This window comes from Acinetobacter sp. VT 511 (assembly GCF_001077515.1).
In the GTDB taxonomy this organism is placed as follows: Bacteria; Pseudomonadota; Gammaproteobacteria; order Pseudomonadales; family Moraxellaceae; genus Acinetobacter; species Acinetobacter schindleri.
The window spans coordinates 1-19069 of record NZ_LFRE01000067.1 but is presented as its reverse complement, the minus strand read 5'-3'; the positions used below and the strand labels follow the sequence as shown (position 1 = coordinate 19069).

Sequence of the window (19069 nt, the reverse complement as noted above, 5' to 3'; positions counted from 1 at the left end):
ATGGTCACTTCCCAACGTAATACTCCATATAAATCTGCTGTTTTACTGGGTTTGAGCCTTGTTCTGGGGATCCCTGCCTGCAGCACGCTTCCTCCGCAGGCAGAACGACCTTCACATACTGCCTTTGAAACTGATACTTCACAGACTTCCTTAGCTAAAATTGTTCAACCTTTACGTGATCAATATCTAGGTTTGACTGGATATCATGTTCTTTATGATCCACTTGAAGCACTTGCAGCCCGTATGCAACTGATTCATAAGGCTGAGCAGACTTTAGATCTGCAATATTATATTTGGGACAATGACCGGATTGGCGCACTGGCCTTAAATGGCATTATTCAGGCCGCCGACCGTGGAGTGAAGGTCCGCCTCCTGATTGATGACAACAATGCCAAGAAGATGGAAGGCATTTATCTGGCACTGGATCAGCATCAAAATATCGATGTTCGCTTATATAATCCCTATCGCTTCCGCCAGCATCGTGCCATGGATATGGTACTGGATTTGAAACGTATCAATCGTCGTATGCACAACAAGAGCTTTATTGCAGATAATCAGATTGCCTTGATTGGCGGACGTAATATGAGCAATCAGTATTACAATGTAAGTGATGCCTATCAATTTTCCGATGTAGATGTGTTGCTGGTTGGTGCCGCCTCAGATGAGATTATCCATTCCTTTGATGAATACTGGAATGATGACTATGCCTATCCAGTGCGGAATATTGTTAATCCACGTCACCATAGCCTACGCTTTGAAAGCCTTAAACAGCAGCTAAAAGCACATCAGGATGACCCACGAGTACAAAACTACCTCGACTTAGCTAACAGGTCTAAGGCTTTTGATAAATGGCTTGATCATAATATCCAGCTGGATTGGGTTGAAGCAGAAGTAGTCAAAGACCCTCCCACCAAGATCAGGTCCAAGGCAAAGAAAGAAGAACACCTCAATTTCCAGTTGTTACAACATCTGGAAAAACCTGAACAAAGTGTAGATATTGTCTCTGCTTATTTTGTACCAGAAAAAGAAGGTGCAGAACGGCTCAAAAGTCTGGCTCAGAAAGATATAAAGATTCGAGTACTCACCAATTCTTATAAAGCCAATGATGTTCCTGTTGTGCATGCTTTTTATTCTAAGTACCGTAAAGATTTACTGGAACATGATGTACAGTTGTACGAATTTCTAGCGGCGCCAGATGCAGCAAACCTGAATGCCAATACCAAGGAAATTGCTGACAAGGCTAAAGTGAGCTTGAAAGGTCTGAGTCGTTCCAGTTTACACGCAAAACTGATGGCCTTAGATGAGAAACAGGTGTTTATTGGTTCATTTAATTTCGACCCGCGTTCAGCCTATCTAAATACAGAGATTGGTGTATTACTCAATAGCCCTTCCTTAGCACAAGCTGTGCATAAAACCATGGATCAGAACTTGAGTAAATATGCTTATAAGCTGGTATTAGATGCCAATCAGAATATCAACTGGAAGATCCAGCAACCGGATGGTGAAATTAAAACTTTGACCAAAGAACCGAAAATGAAATGGCATCAAAAAGCCCTGTTAAAGTTTGTGTCTTGGCTTCCGCTTGAAGGGTTCATGTAACAACATGGCCAGTCTGGAAAATAGCTGAACCAAATAATAAAAAACCAGTCAATACGACTGGTTTTTTATTGAAAATTCTTTTATTAAGATTTCGCTTTTACTTTATAGCAGTCAGCAGCGGCAAGATTAACTGTACCTCCTGCAAGTTTGGATAATCTCTTAACACTTTCATCAGAAGGATTCTGTTTACCATAAACTTGGCTAAAGCTAGCAAAGCTATTTGCCCATTTTACCGTATTCCCTTCAGAGTCTGTCAAACTGATCGTCGGTTTAGGAGTATTCGTACCGTCACCTGTTACTCTCACATTAAATAAATCAGTCAAATTCACTAATGCTCCTCCTACCACTATGGATTCGGAAGAACCATCAGTTGAGGTCTTGATGGTGGAGTTCATACCAATGAGAGCGCCGTTCAAATCGCCTAATTCCTCATTAGCGAAAACCATACGAATAGAAAGTGTATTGTCTGTTTTCTTTCTTACTACTGCAGGTACAAAGGCACGTGAAACGGTTCCAATACGATATTGTTGTACTGTTTCTACCGCATCCTCATCTTCAGAATCCTCGACCAAATAGGTTGTTTGCATTGTAGATGGATTATATTCAGCACTACATTCATCAACTTTTGCTGTAGCAGGTTTAATATTCGTACGAATATCACCATTTTCATCAATCACAATACCCAAATTAATTATTCTGTTTGAATCATTTGTTAAGGTAAATTTTAAATTTCCATACAGTGGGAAAAAATAACTTTCTTGATTTCTTACATTATTTTGAGTTTTAAATACCCTACGGTCTAAATGTGTAATTGGATAGATTTTATAAAGATCCATCGTACCAGCAAAATTCAGCGCCCCCCCGGTTTGCTGCCATAGACCTAGCTCACGCTTTTCACTTTCGTTTAATTTATAACTCACGCTCTTACCGGTCAAAACCTTATAAAAACGCTCTTTACCAGCAATCATATAATCATTATATAAGCGACCTTGTTCTATCTTGAGTTTCTCGGTAGTAGAGTCACCTACTCTAAATAAATAACCTGGTGTATTGGCAATTTGTTTTGTTTCCGGGTTAATCCATGAATTTTGGGCATCAGCAGTCATTTGTACAGGTTTAATACTACGAATTAAATGAGCATTCAGTCCACCTATCGTGGTGAAATCACCAGGATTCTGGGTTGTGCTTTCTATTTTGCCTTTCCACTGTAAGCCACTGCCGAAAGTCATCCCCTGACGGTCTGTCATCAATATAAAGTGACCCAAGATATGTGTCAGGTCAGTATCTGCTAGCGAGCATTCTCGGTTAAGATTACTGCATCCTACTAACCCTTCTGAACCGGTAACATAACTACCTAAGGATTCAGTAGAAAACAGGGAAAATTCTGGCTGATAAACAGCAGCATTTGAAATATTTAATAATGCTTGAAGTACCTGTTCGGCCTGTTCTTTAGTAATCGTTGTTGGTCCCAACCATTTTTTCAGTAAGGCATCAAAATCCTGATCAGATAAAGTCTTAATTTTTTCAACAGTAATATCTTCATCTAATTGATCAAGTCCAGCTCGAATATCTTCATTTATCGCAACAGGATAGATTTCCGTTGCTGATCGTAATTGATCAGTATTTAAACCCATGGCTTGAATTAACTGGACTAAGCGAATAGCAATATCATATTGAGACAGATCACCTGCTGAGTTGGTGTTACGGATGCCCTCAGCGATATCCAATAAATTCATACGTGGATAATGAGATTTAGATGTAACATTACCAATCCTATTCATTGAGAATGAACCCAAATCTACGCGTCTTCCATCTTTACCTAGAATATAGAAAGTAATTGACTGGCCTACTTTACAGGCACCTGTTGCCACACCCTTATCTACATCATAGGTTGTGACAAATGTTTGCTTTGTATCATCACCACAATAAAAATCTAAAGTTTGTAATGGATAATCTAAAGCAAATTCAATACAACCCGAATTTGTGCCAATACAGGCCCCATTGACTGTACTACTATCATATTTTTCTGGAATAACATCCGCGCTTTCACCGCCACATCCTTGCAGTATGATTGCCATAGCTAAGAATGCAAAAGGTAATAGTATTTTATTCTTATTCATCATGATGCTCATATCGTTATCCTTAACGGACACCTATTAATTTTAATTGTCCCTGATTACTTAATACCCGTTCCTCAACATCAATTGCTGAGGCCAATGGCGTTAATAATAAATAGTGGCTATTACGTGGTACCTGTATCATGCCTTCAATATTTTCATATTTCAGGTAATCCGATGCTGAATCATTATTTTTAAATCCACCAGCTCCTTCCAGAATACAACCTTTTTCATCCAAGAACACTGCAAAAGGCCAATAAAAAGTAGGGTCTTTTTGACGGGATGCATAAGATTGAATCTGAATATTTTGTAAAGGTTGTTTTAACTTCACCACTTCAAAGTCAAATTCATCCTTTAAAGGTGCTCGAGGCCAGAGATTGACCTGAGTATCTAATGCAATATCCTTGGCCTTTTTAAGTTTTTTATCCTGAAAACAGGTCCGTCCCATTCCCTCAGAAGCAGTTTCTGCAGAAATACGGTAGTAGGTAACAGCTAGAATGAGAGGAGTATCCTGCCCAGTAGCCCTATTTTTCTTAAATAAAGCCTGCATAACCGATTGTCCAATACCTTTTTCACGTTGAACCGTTTGCAGGCGTGTTGCTCCATTTTTAGTATCAATTATACCTTCCGGCATGGTATAGAAGCGTTTTTTACCATCCAGATTAAATTCTTTTTCCTCAAGTACTTCATTTTTGACGTATTGGTTTCCTTCTATTTCCAAAATATCATTTTGATCATCAAGGCGCTTTTTTAAATTTTCGGCTGATGTTGGCTGGAAATCTTCAGTTTTAAGAACAGATTGCTGGTCTACAATAGGTTCAATGGAATTATTAACATTCTGTTTTAAGGTGTTGGTCGATCTAGTCTTTAAAATCTCTTTGGTAAAAATAGAAGAAGATAAAGTATCTGTTTTATTAATAATCCCAGAATGAGATAAGTTGTTTTTATCTTCAATTGGATTATTCTGTTTAATTCTCTGTTCTCTAACGATTTGACTGCTTTGAAGTTTAGGGGGGGCAGTCATGACCTGAGATTGAGGATATAAAATCTGATTTTTCTGATTTGATTCTAAGACCTTTTTAGTTTGAATATTATTTTTTTGTACTACCATCGGTCGGCCATCTGGACCAATAATCGTATGAAATGTACCGGCATAGACATTCCCTAATTGTGCCGTTGTCAACACAACTATCATCCTTAGCCATAAATATCCTATCATCCTGATATGCCTACCATCTTGTTCTATAGTTAAGTCCTAAAATTGTGATTTTAGTATCTGTTTTAACATTTAACCCCGCATATGGGTTTAATAATAAGTTGTTAACACCTGTCTGGTTTGAAAGGCTACTGGTATTAGCCGGGATGTAATCCTTACTGCGTAAGAAACCAATAGATAAATCGAGATCTGTGTCTGCATCAAACTTGTAGCCTACACCTAGGCCAAATAATTGAGCATTATTGATCGGCACCATCGTATTACGCTTGTTATCAGGAATAGCACTCGAACGTGGTTCATAACCCGCACGCAGCTTCAATCGGTCTGTTGCTGAGTATTCAAACCCGATTCCCCAACTCCATGGCGAGGTAAACTCAAGGGGTAATGCTAATGAAGTATCGGTAACATTTGCAGATAAAAGTTTGGCAATTTTCAATGCTGAAATTTGACGATCAAATTCGAAACGGAATTTGTCCCAGGCTTTATAATCTGTCCAACCCACATCAAAATTAACTTGTAAATCAGGCAATAATTTATATTTCATCCCTGCCTGAAAATGTGCAGGAAATTCCAGATCCATGGATACCAAACCAGATTCACTCGATGGGACAGAATTTGGGAATCCGAGAATCGCTGCAAGAATCTGCCCTGTCGGAGAAGACATCAAGCCCTTGATCATCTCCTGCGGCGCTCTGGCATTATCAATGTGATATTTACCCTTAAGGCGCATTTTTGCTGAACTTTGGTAGACCATACCAAAACTGAAATCTTCAGTAGGTTCCCATAGTACACCCAAGTTATAACTCGGGCTCAGGGATTGTTCCAATCCAAGTTGCATTTGACCGAATTTGCCAAATGGATTCATTCCTTCTTGAGCATTACACATCCCGAGTAAAAGAATATCGGTGATAATGTCCGAGTTTTCCTTAAATGGTGTACATACCACTTCATCGATCATTCTCAGCATACCGATGAGTTCATTCGGAAAACGTAAGTCGGTTTTCATACCCATCGCTTGATATGACATTCCGACACCACCTCCAATCGAAAGCGTATCACTGACCTGATAGCCTACCGAAGGTGACAGATAGGTAATCCGCTCAAGTGCAACCTGCTGCCCCATATAGTTTGCAGGATTACCACTTTCAGCACCAAAACCCGCCATAAGAGGTGCATATACAGCTGTCGCATAAGTTGCTTTGGAGCCTGGTGGATTATAGGCAATCCCCATAGTGGGTGCAGCCACTGGCATCCCTTCACCCAGATCCACCATCTTTTTTAAAATAGGTACATATAAGCTAACGTATTCAACATCACCTCTGATTGGCCCATCTTTAAAATCAGTACATAGATCTGAATTAACCTCTGGTCCATCATTACAAACCAAAGGATCATCTGAATAACCGAAAACGTTATAACCAGCAGGGACACTGAACTCACGTCCAATATCAAAATTAGCAATAATAATCTGCTGCTCAGTTTGTAAGCCCTGAATTTTAGTCAAACCTGCCGGGTTAAAATGAACAGCATTAACTCCTGGCGGATCTGCAGTGACTGCATTACCTAGTGAAAGCGAGCGCAGGTCAACCGATAAATTTGTTCCTAATTGTGCAAATGCTGCACCTGAACAACCCGTTAAAAGAATGGCACTCACTAACGGGCTGAGTCGAATTTGTCTCATAAGACAGCCCCTTAGCGAATTTTCTTACCAAAACCTAAAATATCCAGTGGGAAAGATAGACCAAGCGAGACATCAGGTGCATCTTCTGTTAATCCTAGCCCTACAGTACCGTTGACAATTGTTTCAGGAGAGATACGTACCCCGAGGGAAATTGCAAAGGTTGAACTGGTTTGATCTGCTGGCGAGTAACTTTCACCACTTGAATATCTGAACTCTGAACCAGTATTAAAGCTTTGCTGATAGGACATTGTCATTGAGACATCGTAATTAAAGGAATAAGCAAAACCAAAAGCAAAACCACCACTGATTCCGGGTTCAAATTCATCAATTACACGGTAACCCCGACGCTGATTTAAGTCAGTTACTTTAAATCCATAATTGGCAGAAACAGAAGCAAACAATACGACTGGATCAATATATTTACGGGTACTTGCTCCCACGCCTACAGCGTAATAGCCCTTACCTGTGGATAAATCATCAGCCGCATTAATTTCATATGGACTATCACCGGTCTTAGTGGAAAGATTACCAAATAAAATGAGTGGCAGACGTCCTGCTTTTAATGGAAATGGTTCCCAACGCGCCCCAAGACTTATATCACCTAAACCTGCTGTAGACGTATCTTTCAGTAAATCTGTTTTAGTCACCAGCGGTAAAGACGCAGTTAAGGTTAAGTTATCTTTTAAACCATATTGAGCAGTGAATGTGTTAGTCAGCGTATGGGTTGCATTTTCCTGAACACGTAACTGATACAGCTGGCCTTGTGCCATTTCTAGATCTAGCTGAGTATCGCGATAATAGGTATAGTCAATATCATAATACGATGAAATTTCACCTTGCTTAATAAGTGAATACTGACGCTCATTTGAAGTAAAGACCTCCTCAAGATTCGTTTCTTGAGATGCATCCCCTTCACGCTGTTGTAATGCAGATGAAGCTTGTACTGGCTCTGTAACTCGTTGTTCTACGGTAGTTGGTTGTGTAGATTCTGCTGTTTTCTCCTCTGTCTCAATGATTTGCTCATATCCACCTAATTCAGGTTCAGCTACAGATTCAGCAACAGTTTCTTCTACTTCTACGACTTCCTCGTATTCCCCTAATGCCGGCTCACCTGCAGCATATGCTGCCCCCATGACCATTTGAACACTAAGTGCCAAGAGAGTTTTGTTCATCCATTCACGTTTCATGTTGCATCCCACCATTTTTATTTTTCTAATTCAGTTTTTTAATTCGCTTTTACTTGCTCTTATAATAAAGTCTTAAGAAGTTATAGGTTGGCTTCCCATAGGAAGCGGACTCCGGATTCATATTGGTATCCAGACGAATTGTAGATGCCTTATCCGCGATTTTTTCCATATAGAACTGTGGATATTGAAAATCTACCAACGCATAACGGTTAATCGTGGCATCCTCAACATGGCGCATATCTGAATCTTGGAGTGCTAAGAAATTTTTACGATATTGTTCAGGCACATTGATTAAATACAGCGTATTATTTTCCCAGACCTGTTTAAAACGTTGTTCATCAAAACTAATATTACCGAGTGCTGGATCCGCGACATAAACACGCCCATCTTTATATGCTTTGTAGACAACAAAATGTTTAAATCCTGCATAAGAAATAGGAACAATAGCCGGCTGCCCTTGTTTGACCAAGTCTTCAAATTCTCCTCTATAGCCTCCACTTTCCAAGCCCAAAGCGGCTACAAAACGTTTCATATCCAGAAGAGAAAAGCTACGGCGTTCAACAATCTTATCTGTTTCACCAAATTGCATTAAGCCATTCATTACTTGCTGCTCATCCAGTTGCGTACCTACATAACCATTCAATAAGGTCGTAAGCGCTGCCGAGCCACAACTGTAGTCAAAAGCTTGTCTAACAATTCCCCTAAATTGATCCTGTAAGGCAGGTTTAATCCGCACGGGCTCACGATGCATACGTACAAAAGAATCCTGACGGGAGTCTAGGGTTTCGGTATAGCGAACTGTTTCAGCGGGTTGTTCCTTTATATCAAAGGCTTCTTTGGCAGCGTAGTAGATCAATGCCGAGCCCAACGCGATCTCTAACATATTTTTTTACTTTTCTTATCATCGGCATGATGCGCCTGATTATTCTTTTTATAGAGTTTTCACCCTACTTCCTTGTAACTAGAAAGATACCTTCTTTTTCAAAAAAATACAGTCTTTTTTTATTTTTTTAGATAAATGATAAAGTCAAAAAAAAGCGCGTGTAAACACGCGCTTTTTTTGATTAGACTTAATGGCCCGCAATAGTAATGATTGCACCTGGATTATAAGTACCTTGTGATGGGCTATAGTAAGTTTGCATGCCCTGAACTTCTACATCACCAATAGAGGCTGCACCACGGCTGCCTAAGTGGATACCTGACACGTAGGTATCATGTGCACCGCTTGTGCTGACAATACGAATAAAACCTTTGTTTGCAGCTGATTCACCGAATACATTAATGTTTTGATTCAAAGTTAAATTTTTGCTGTTAGTATCTGTCACTTTAATACTTTCAATAAAGATTTCACCAGCCTTAGTTGTAACGATATCGGCTTGAGTCGGTGAAAGAGCAGCAGGAACAACTACCTTATCAAGCGTTGAGTTATCAAGAATACCTAAATTTTTAATTTCTAAACCACCCATCATAGTAGTATTCAACTTGATCATTGCACCTTGCGGAGCAGCACCTAATTGAATATTTGCAGTCATTTGACCAGTTTTTATAGAAAGACCTGATAAAATCGCGTTTTCTTTACCTGTACTACCACGTTGGATATTCGCAGCGTTAGCTGCTGGTTTAGCAGCTGACGCAACTACACCAATCTCACCAATATGGATATCTAAGCCTGAAACTTTTGCTGCAATGTTGATAAATGGATTACCGTCACCTGCATCTGAATCAATTACCAAGTCAGCCAAATTACGTGATTGAAGAAGGTATTTACCATTTTCATCATAGTTTGCACCAATTACAATACCCTTATTTATTACAAGGTTAGTCTCATTGCCATCTTTATCTTTCTCAGAAATACCATTCCCTTTAATATAAATAGCACCAGCAGCAGCAGTTTTATCTACAAGTGTAACACCATCAGCTTGAAGCTCTTTATAACCACCTGCCAAACCATCATTATCATGGATAAATAATTTATTAATTTCGATTTTAGAGATACCGATCCCGATATTCAAACCATCTTGACCTGTAGTTGCGCTAAGTGCAGAATCGTCCATGGCTTGCATTGCCATCGCATTTGCGCTGATTGCCATTGAAGAAATTAAAGCTAATTTAGTGAATTTTTTCATTCGTACTCTCCCAAGAGTATTATTTTTTTTGGTTGTGAATCACTCTTTGTCCATGATGTATTTTTATTTTACGACAGCACGAACAATTAATCCTTGAGTGATTTGCTCGCCCCCCTAAATTAGCCGTGTGTCATTTTTTGTTCAACTGTTGTTGGTCGCATTTCGTTATTCACCGATAAACGGTATATACAAGTTCTACCTCATTTTTCTTGATAATTGAGATAGAATCATCTCAGTCTCTTGAATGCTTTAAACTGAATGCATAGCCCAACTTATCAACATCTCCTGTCTGCTTCAAATACTTCTCCACATGCCATCTTGGAAGCATTGAGCTCCTTGGATCATGCTGTATATTTATATGACAACGGTACGCCATTTATTGCCTGCTGTGCTGAACGTTATACAGTTATGCAGGATGATATTATACAAACTTATCAGGCTGTTTCTTTTAATCATTATGAAGTCGTTGCGCCAGATTTAACTGTTAATTTCACGTCTAAATCAATCTCGGACTCTACAAGATTTAATGGCGGCTTTGTCGGATTCATTTCTTATGACTACGCAGCTCAGCAGCAAGTTCATTATAGACAGCGCCAGCAGCCAGCACTTTTTATTGGGCAATTCTCTACTTATTTAGAACTTGGTCGTGAAGGATGGATTTTTAAGAGTAGTGATCCTCAAGCGGAACATATTTTTCAGCAGATTCAGGCTTTACTTGATCAATTCCAGGATAAGTCTGAATTTAATTTAGTTTCTCCATGTACAGCGCGTTGGAATAAATCAGCTTATCAGGAGGCTTTCAGTCAGGTTCAGGAATATATCAAAGCTGGTGACTGTTATCAGATCAATCTGACTCAAGAATTTTCAGCACAAGCTAAAGGCTCGGTGTTAGCTACAGCAGAACAATTTTGGCAACTAACCAATGCACCTTATGCTGGTTATTTACGCGTAGGAGAGTTTGAGCTGTTAAGTTGTTCACCCGAACTGTTTATTGATTTTCAATCTGAGCGACGGATTATTACCAAACCGATCAAAGGCACGATGCCGCGTTATACAGATCCAATATTGGATGAGCAATCCAAACAGACTTTAAAAAATTCTGAAAAAGATCAAGCTGAAAATGTGATGATCGTGGATTTATTGCGTAATGATTTGAGTATTTATGCGGAAACTGGTTCAGTTAAAACACCAAAGCTGTTTAATATTGAAAGCTTTAATCAAGTCCATCATATGGTCAGTGAAGTACAAGCTACATTAAAAAAAGATGTAAATCCATTTGATGTTTTAATGTCTGCCCTTCCTGGCGGATCTATTACTGGTGCACCTAAAATCCGTGCTATGCAGATTATTGAAGAACTAGAAGACGCACCACGTGGAGCGTATTGTGGCTCAATGGGATATTTTAATTTTGATGGCACTGGTTCCTGGAATATTCTGATCCGTTCAATACAGAAATACCAAAATGAGGTGTCACTATGGGCTGGTGGGGGGATTACCATTTCATCAGACTGCGATGCCGAATATCAGGAATGTTTTGATAAAGTCGAAGCGATGTTGAATCTACTCAATACTTGGTACACACCTGAATAAATAAAAAAACGACTCAATTGAGTCGTTTTTTTATGAATCTCTCCCCTTGAGGAGCATTGCTCCGCAAGGGATAGATTCACTTAAATCAAAATCTCATTTTTCAATGTATCAATCAAACGTTGATTCTGCTCATCTGTACCAATAGTAATACGTAAGAACTGATTGATACGTGGCTTATTAAAATAGCGCACGATAATACCATGTTCACGTAATTCAGCTGCTAACTCACCTGCATCTTTGCTTGGCAATGATGCAAAAATGAAATTGGCAGCCGATGGTAAAACTTTAAATCCAAGTTCTTTTAACTGTGCTGTCAATTTCTCACGGCTCGCTATCACTTTGGCATTTTGCGCTTCAAAGTAAGCTTGGTCTTCAAAGGAAGCTACTGCTGCTGCAATGGCAAAACGATCCATTGGATAAGAGTTAAAGCTGTTTTTAACCGCTTCCAATGCTGCAATTAAATGTGGCTGCGCAATCGCAAAACCAACCCGTAGACCTGCTAATGAGCGGGACTTAGACGTCGTTTGGCATACCACCAAATTGTCGTATTTCTCAACCAACGCCACCGCTGATTCTGCACCAAAGTCCACATAGGCTTCGTCAATCACCACAACCGAATTTGGATTAGCTTGAAGCACTTCTTCAATTGCAGATAAACCCAGTGCAATACTGGTTGGTGCATTTGGATTGGTAATAATGATGCCACCATTTGGCTGTTTATAGTCAGCCACTACAATTTCAAAATCATCATTGAGCGGCAATACTTTAGTTTCGACACCAAAGAACTGACTATAAACCGGATAGAAACTGTAGGTGATATCTGGATAGAGCAATGGCAATTCTTGAACGAAGAATGCTTTGAAAATATGCGCTAAGACTTCATCCGAACCATTGCCGACAAAGACTTGCTCAACTGGCACACTTTGCTGTTTCGCAATTGCGTGCTTCAGTTCAGAGGCATCAGGATCAGGATACAAACGTAAAACATCTGCACCATTGGCTAAAACCTTCTGCACCGCTTCCACCACTTTTGGTGACGGTGGATATGGATTTTCGTTGGTATTTAATTTTAAAAGATTTTGGATTTTTGGTTGTTCACCCGGTGTGTACGGTTCTAACTCACGTACTTCAGGACTCCAAAAACGCATTTGTTCTGTAGTGATCTTTGACATCTTTGTTCTCTTATTAGCCCTCTCCTAACCCCTCCCGAAGGGAGAGGGATCTCCAAACTCTTACATATTGCTTTACTAGATAATTAATTCAATCATGTAATCTCCCTCTCCTGAGCAAGTTTTAAAGCACTGCTTTAAAATGAAGCACAAGTGAGGGTTAGGGAGAGGTTTTATATTTTTAATTACTGATAACGATAACGTGCAGAACGTGCATGTGCATCAAGATTTTCTTCTTGCGCCAAGATATCAGCAGTTTGCGCTAAAGTTTTCACACCTTGTTCAGAGCACATAATCAGGCTTGAACGTTTTTGGAAATCATATACACCAAGTGGTGATGAAAAACGTGCTGTACCTGAGGTTGGCAATACGTGGTTTGGACCTGCACAGTAGTCACCAATCGCTTCAGGCGTATAACGACCCATGAAAATGGCACCTGCATGACGAATATCTTCAGCCATTTTTTCTGCTTCGTCTAAACAAAGCATTAAGTGTTCAGGCGCGACTTGGTTAATCAGTTCAGCACCTTCAGCACGATCTTTCACTAATACCAGTGCACCACGGTTCTCGATAGACGTACGTGCGATCTCAGCTTTTGGTAAAGCTTCTAAGTGTTTTTCAATCCATTCACCAACTGCATTCAACAACGCTTCATCAGGTGTAATGAATACTGCTTGCGCAACCGTGTCATGCTCAGCTTGTGACAATAAATCCATTGCCAGCCACTCAGCATTATTTTCACCTTCCGCATACACTAGAATTTCAGAAGGTCCGGCAATCATATCGATACCGACTTGACCAAATACCGCACGTTTTGCCGCAGCAACGAAACGGTTACCCGGGCCTGTGACTTTATCTACAGATGGAATGCTTTCTGTACCATAAGCTAATGCTGCAACTGCTTGCGCACCACCAATGGTAAAGACACGTGTTACGCCCGCCAAATATGCAGCAGCCAATACCAATGGATTCAATTCACCATTTGGTGCAGGAACCACCATGATAATTTCAGGTACACCTGCAACATGGGCAGGTACTGCATTCATCAATACTGAAGATGGATACGATGCCAAACCGCCCGGTACATAAATACCCACACGATCCAGCGGTGTGACTTTTTGACCTAAGGTATTACCTAAAGCATCGACATAGGTCCAGCCATCTTGCTTTTGTGCTTGGTGGAATTCACGTACACGGTTGGCAGCGAGTTCTAAAGCTTCACGCACTTCAACTGTTAAACCATCAAAGGCAGCTTTCAATTGTTCTTGAGTCAGTTCCAGATCTGAAAATTGATGCGCTGGATGTCGATCGAACTGCTGAGTAAGTTTAAGAACATGAGCATCACCATGCTGACGCACATCAGCAATGATTTGATCTACGGTTTTTAAAAGTTCAGGATCACTCACTGTTTCAAAAGCTAACAAGTCAGCAAATACCTGCTTGAAGTTTTGATCTTGAGTCGATAAACGTCGCATCAATTTACCCACAAGGTTGATATGGAAAAGATTAGTTTACCTGTTTTAACAGGCTTTGTGGTTATCTATCTACTTTCTTGAGCATGAGTTTTATTGAAAATAGCATTCGACAAAATTAATGATTTCTCTAAACTCTCTATCAAATTCTGAATATAAAAAAACCGTCCTTGCAGACGGTCTTTTAGAACAATAAAAATTAAGCTTTTTTCGCTTGTTCACGTGCTTCAACCGCTTGTTCAAGCTGTGCCAAAATTGGATTTAACAACGCTTGTTTACGCTTAAAGCTGGCTTTATTGACGATCAAACGTGAAGATACTTTACAGATCTCTTCCAGTGGCTCAAGACCGTTAGCACGAAGTGTATTGCCTGTATCGACAACGTCAACAATATAATCACCCAGACCCACCAATGGTGCAAGTTCCATAGAACCATAAAGCTTGATCACATCAACCTGCTCACCTAGGCTTGCATAATATTGACGGGTTAAATTCACATACTTAGTCGCAATTTTAAGACGGCCTTTCGGACGTTCCATACCAACCTTGCCTGCTGTCATCAGTTTACAGTTGGCAATTTTTAGATCTAATGGCTCATAGACATTTTGCGCGCCATGCTCCATCAACACATCTTTACCTGCCACACCGATGTCTGCTGCGCCATTTTCAACATAGGTTGGCACATCAGAAGCACGTAAAATCAGAATACGAACGTGTTTATGGGTTGTCGGGAAAATTAGCTTTCGAGACTTATCCGGGTCTTCCAGCAGGTTAATACCTGCCGTTTCAAGTAACGGTAGAGTTTCTTTTAAAATACGGCCCTTACTTAATGCTAAAGTTAAACCATGATCAAAATTGCCCATTACGTCAAAGTTTGGATCATCGTTTCTCATATCGCTCATTAACTTACTCGCTTAATTTGGGCGCCTAAACCTTGTAACTTCGCTTCGACATCTTCATAACCGCGGTCAATATGATAGATACGGTCAATCACTGTTTCCCCTTCAGCGGCAAGCGCTGCCAATACCAAAGAGAATGAAGCACGTAAATCTGTCGCCATCACTGGTGCTGCAGAAAGTTTTTCCACACCAGTCACCACAGCATCATTACCTTCAACCTGAATATTTGCCCCCATACGAGCCAATTCAGGAACATGCATGAAACGGTTTTCAAAAATCGTTTCGGAAATTGTCGCAAAACCGCGGCCAATTGCATTCACTGCCATTAGCTGAGCCTGCATATCTGTTGGAAATTCTGGATGCGGCAAAGTACGGAAGCTGACAGCTTTCGGACGTTTACCCATCATATCCAGTTCGATCCAGTCGTCACCACGTGTAACTTCTGCACCCATTTCTTCAAATTTTTCCAATACTGATTCAAGCAGGTTTGGATCTGTATTCGTTGTTTTTACTTTACCACCAGTAATTGCAGCAGCAGCTAAATATGAACCAGTTTCAATACGGTCAGCAACCACAGCATATTCACAGCCATGTAGGCTTTCAACACCAGTGACAATCAGCGTATCTGTGTCTAAACCTTCAATCTTGGCACCCATTTTAATCAGCATTTGCGCAAGATCGGTAATTTCAGGTTCACGTGCTGCATTACGGATTGTCGTTACGCCATCTGCCAGCACAGCCGCCATCAGAATATTTTCGGTACCACCCACGGTCACCATGTCAAAGACAACTTCGCCACCTTTCAGACGACCATCAACTTTGGCATGGACATAACCAGCTTCAACCTGAATTTCAGCACCAAGCGCTTCCAAAGCTTTTAAATGCTGATCCACAGGACGAGAACCAATTGCACAACCGCCAGGTAAAGACACCTGTGCACTACCGTAGCGCGCCAGCAATGGACCAAGCACCAAAATGGATGCACGCATGGTTTTTACCAACTCATATGGTGCAAACTGGTTATCCAGGGTTGAAGTATCCGCAACAACAGTATCACCTTCATATTTCATGGTGATCCCGAGACCGGCAATAAGTTTAACCAGTGTGTTTACATCTTTCAGATTAGGCACATTGGTCAAGGTAATAGGAGTATCTGCAAGAATCATTGCAGCCAGTAGTGGAAGTGCTGCGTTTTTCGCACCGGAAATACGCACTTCACCTTCGAGCTTATTGCCGCCCTGAATTAAAAATTTATCCATTAATCTATTAAGCTCCAAATAAGCTTGCTTTGCGCCATTCTTCTTTGGTCATTGCGCGAATTGTTACGGCATGGACTTCACCACTGGCGATATAAGAATTGAGAGGAGCATAAACAGCTTGTTGTCGAGCAACTGGTCGCTTACCATCGAATTGATCATCCACAATACGGAGATCATATTTGCCGCCCTGACCACTCACAGCAATGTCAGCCTCTGGGAACGCGGCTTTTAAGATTTCAGCGAGCTGTTCATTATTCATCACAAGACCTCTTATAGGACTAAGGGTGTAAAACGGATCATTTTACTATAAATAAAAAAAATAATTCATTAGTCACATACATTATATATATAAAAAAAGAGGCTTTTAAAAACCTCTTTTTCCATTCTGCCCGATTATAAAGCCAATGGCTGATAATCCAGGTTCATTTTTCGATATCGATCAATTTGTTTTTTTAATTTTTCTGTCAAAAGCTTGATCGAGGTATACATATCATCGGCATTGGCATGCGCAAAAAATTCGATTCCCGGTAATCTGATAATTGCTTCCGCAATATGATTACTGCTTCCTTTTTTAGAGCGCTTATCAATCTGATGATCTTTTGAAAGTTTAACCTGCATACTGTTCACTTGATCCAGATGTTTAGTCATCTGCTGGAACTTTGTTTTTATAGTATCTTCAATTGCTGGCGTAATAGATAAATGATGTCCACGAATTGTTATTTGCATAGTTCTATCCCTCAACTTCGTTAGGATTAGACGAGTCACAGTCAAATGATTCGATGACAATAACCAATGCAAGGTTACAGTTCAGAAATTGGATCAAATCATTTTACGGTTCCTCAAAAGAAAAAGAGATTCATCATAGTGTCATGATGAATCTCTAGAATAGTCAGATTTTAAAACTTAGATCAAGACCTTTCGTTCAGAAGATGAAGGAATATGTAACGATTCACGATATTTAGCGACTGTACGTCTTGCTACATCAATACCTTCCTCTTTTAACATATTGGCAATTGCATTATCCGACAACGGCTTACGTATATTTTCCTCAGAAATCAATTTCTTAATCTTGGCACGAATCGCAGTTGAAGATGCTTCCCCACCCGAAGTCGTACCGACATGACTGGAAAAGAAATATTTCAATTCAAAAAGGCCACGCGGTGTCAGCATGTATTTATTGGTTGTTACCCGAGAAACAGTAGATTCATGAAGTTCAACTTCTTCAGCAATATCACGTAATACTAGAGGTTTCATCCCTTCAGCACCAATTTCTAAAAAAGCTTTTTGGTGTTCGACAATACAAGTGGCTACTTTTAACAAAGTCTTATGACGTTCATCGATACTTTTAATGAAATTTTTTGCTTCCAGCATCTGGTTTCTTAAATATTGATTGTCATCACTTTGATCAGCACGACGGATCATATTGGCATAAAAAGAATTTACACGTAGTTTTGGCATCACGTCAGGATTCAACATTACCTGCCAGCAGTCATTCTTTTTCAACACGACAACATCGGGCACCTGATAATCAGATTCGCGATCTTCAAATTCCAGACCAGGATGGGGTTTTAATGTTTTAAGTAAATCTACTGCACAGCGCAACTGATCTGGATTCAAACCAGTTTGCTTAATCAGCCGAGGTAATTCATTGGTAATGAGCAGTTCATAGTGTTGTAGCAGCTTGATCGCATCATTACGACAAGGTGTGGAAGCGGACAAATTATCCAGCTGAACCATCAGGCATTCAGCCAAATTGCGCGAACCGACACCAATAGGCTCTAATCGTTGAATATGTTTGAGTACTACAAGGACTTCATCATCTTCAATTTCCTCCTCATAGCCCATGCTTTGTAACAAGTGTTGAACTGAGGTGGTAATTTCCGAAATTTCGACTTCAAGAAAGCCTTTATCATCTAAGGAGTCAATAATACAATGCGCAATCAACTTATCAATTTTAGAAAAATGCAGAAGATTTACCTGTTCAATCAGATGTTGCTGCAGGCTTAAATGTCCCTGCCGATTATCCTCACGTTCTTCGTATTCAGCTGCACCTAAACTAGTGGGCTGATGGGTATATACATCATCCCAATCAGTATCCACAGGCAAATCATCAGGCAAATGATCTGCATTCAATTCATTGGTTAAGTCTTTTTGGTCATGCTCAACTTCAGAAGTAGATAAACTTTCTAAATTTGATTGTTCTTCAACTTTTTCCAGCAGAGGATTACTATCTAGCTGTAACTGAATTTCCTGTTCAAGTTCCAGACTCGACAGTTGCAATAATCGAATTGCTTGCTGTAATTGTGGAGTTAATGACAGCGAGTTCGCAACTTTTAAGCCCACTGATAATTTCATTGTTACCCCTCATTATTCAAACCGCGCTTTATAAGCAATTTTTATGCCGCTTTATTTTTTTATAACATAGATTTGTTAAATTACATACAATTCCTTGTACTTTTTATGCACTATTTAAACTATTCATTTTAAATATTAATATTAATTAGTATCTTATTTTTATCAAATGATCTTATTTGCTTTTAAAAATTCGAAATAAATTAAAAAATTACATAAAAAAACACCCCCTGCCATTTGACAGGGGGTGTTTTTAGAATAATGAGCTGGCGATGACTTACTCTCACATGGGAAACCCCACACTACCATCAGCGCTAAGAGGTTTCACTTCTGAGTTCGGGAAGGGATCAGGTGGTTCACTCTTGCTATGGTCGCCAGCACAACTGGTATGACTTTGCGTTTG

Annotated in this window: 15 protein-coding genes and 1 rRNA gene; 2 read left to right on the top strand and 14 right to left on the bottom strand. The window is 39.9% G+C overall.

Annotated elements, in window-relative coordinates; translation table 11 throughout:
• Positions 1-1599, top strand: coding sequence for a phospholipase D family protein (locus ACS72_RS09955; protein WP_048882015.1), 1599 nt, complete (start codon positions 1-3; stop codon positions 1597-1599).
• An 83-nt stretch (positions 1600-1682) separates the two neighbouring features.
• On the opposite strand, the gene ACS72_RS18405 is transcribed toward ACS72_RS09955, so the two are convergent.
• The 6 genes from ACS72_RS18405 to ACS72_RS09925 form a co-directional block, all read right to left on the bottom strand.
• Positions 1683-3731 (bottom strand): hypothetical protein, encoded by a 2049-nt coding sequence (locus tag ACS72_RS18405; RefSeq protein ID WP_212771691.1) that lies wholly within the window; start codon positions 3729-3731, stop codon positions 1683-1685.
• Between the two features lie 10 nt (positions 3732-3741).
• On the bottom strand, positions 3742-4902 hold the full coding sequence (gene filE / locus ACS72_RS16990; protein ID WP_053215404.1) for a putative pilus assembly protein FilE: 1161 nt from the start codon (positions 4900-4902) through the stop codon (positions 3742-3744).
• 43 nt (positions 4903-4945) lie between these two features.
• Positions 4946-6613, bottom strand: a complete 1668-nt coding sequence (locus ACS72_RS09940; protein WP_048882014.1) for an OmpP1/FadL family transporter — start codon at positions 6611-6613, stop codon at positions 4946-4948.
• A gap of 11 nt (positions 6614-6624) precedes the next feature.
• Complete coding sequence (locus tag ACS72_RS09935) at positions 6625-7800, bottom strand: hypothetical protein (protein WP_171249860.1); 1176 nt, start codon at positions 7798-7800, stop codon at positions 6625-6627.
• Positions 7801-7849: 49 nt separating this feature from the next.
• Positions 7850-8683, bottom strand: coding sequence for a C39 family peptidase (locus ACS72_RS09930; RefSeq protein WP_048882012.1), 834 nt, complete (start codon positions 8681-8683; stop codon positions 7850-7852).
• 187 nt (positions 8684-8870) lie between these two features.
• Complete coding sequence (locus tag ACS72_RS09925; RefSeq protein WP_048882011.1) at positions 8871-9926, bottom strand: DUF6160 family protein; 1056 nt, start codon at positions 9924-9926, stop codon at positions 8871-8873.
• Between the two features lie 258 nt (positions 9927-10184).
• Here ACS72_RS09925 and pabB point away from each other — a divergent pair, with 258 nt between their 5' ends.
• The gene (gene pabB, locus ACS72_RS09920) at positions 10185-11516 is read left to right on the top strand and encodes an aminodeoxychorismate synthase component I (RefSeq protein ID WP_048882010.1); all 1332 of its coding nucleotides are present in this window, start codon (positions 10185-10187) and stop codon (positions 11514-11516) included.
• Positions 11517-11596: 80 nt separating this feature from the next.
• Here the strand turns inward: pabB and hisC are convergent, their stop codons facing one another.
• The 8 genes from hisC to rrf all read right to left on the bottom strand — a co-directional run bounded on the left by hisC (position 11597) and on the right by rrf (position 19045).
• The gene (gene hisC, locus ACS72_RS09915; protein WP_048882009.1) at positions 11597-12688 is read right to left on the bottom strand and encodes a histidinol-phosphate transaminase; all 1092 of its coding nucleotides are present in this window, start codon (positions 12686-12688) and stop codon (positions 11597-11599) included.
• Positions 12689-12870: 182 nt separating this feature from the next.
• A complete protein-coding gene (gene hisD, locus ACS72_RS09910) occupies positions 12871-14172 on the bottom strand; it encodes a histidinol dehydrogenase (RefSeq protein ID WP_081405852.1) in 1302 nt (433 codons plus the stop codon).
• 184 nt (positions 14173-14356) lie between these two features.
• Positions 14357-15058: an ATP phosphoribosyltransferase gene (hisG, locus tag ACS72_RS09905; RefSeq protein WP_004891537.1), complete on the bottom strand. Its 702-nt coding sequence runs from the start codon at positions 15056-15058 to the stop codon at positions 14357-14359.
• Entirely contained in the window at positions 15058-16314 is a 1257-nt protein-coding gene (gene murA / locus ACS72_RS09900; RefSeq protein ID WP_004814459.1) for a UDP-N-acetylglucosamine 1-carboxyvinyltransferase, read from the bottom strand. The genes hisG and murA overlap by 1 nt, the downstream gene beginning before the upstream one ends.
• A 7-nt stretch (positions 16315-16321) precedes the next feature.
• On the bottom strand, positions 16322-16573 hold the full coding sequence (gene ibaG / locus ACS72_RS09895; RefSeq protein ID WP_004814457.1) for a BolA family iron metabolism protein IbaG: 252 nt from the start codon (positions 16571-16573) through the stop codon (positions 16322-16324).
• Between the two features lie 134 nt (positions 16574-16707).
• Entirely contained in the window at positions 16708-17040 is a 333-nt protein-coding gene (gene raiA / locus ACS72_RS09890) for a ribosome-associated translation inhibitor RaiA (protein WP_005223166.1), read from the bottom strand.
• A gap of 177 nt (positions 17041-17217) precedes the next feature.
• Entirely contained in the window at positions 17218-18669 is a 1452-nt protein-coding gene (locus tag ACS72_RS09885) for an RNA polymerase factor sigma-54 (RefSeq protein WP_048882007.1), read from the bottom strand.
• Positions 18670-18930: 261 nt separating this feature from the next.
• Positions 18931-19045, bottom strand: a 5S ribosomal RNA gene (gene rrf / locus ACS72_RS09880).
• Between the last annotated feature and the right edge of the window lie 24 nt (positions 19046-19069).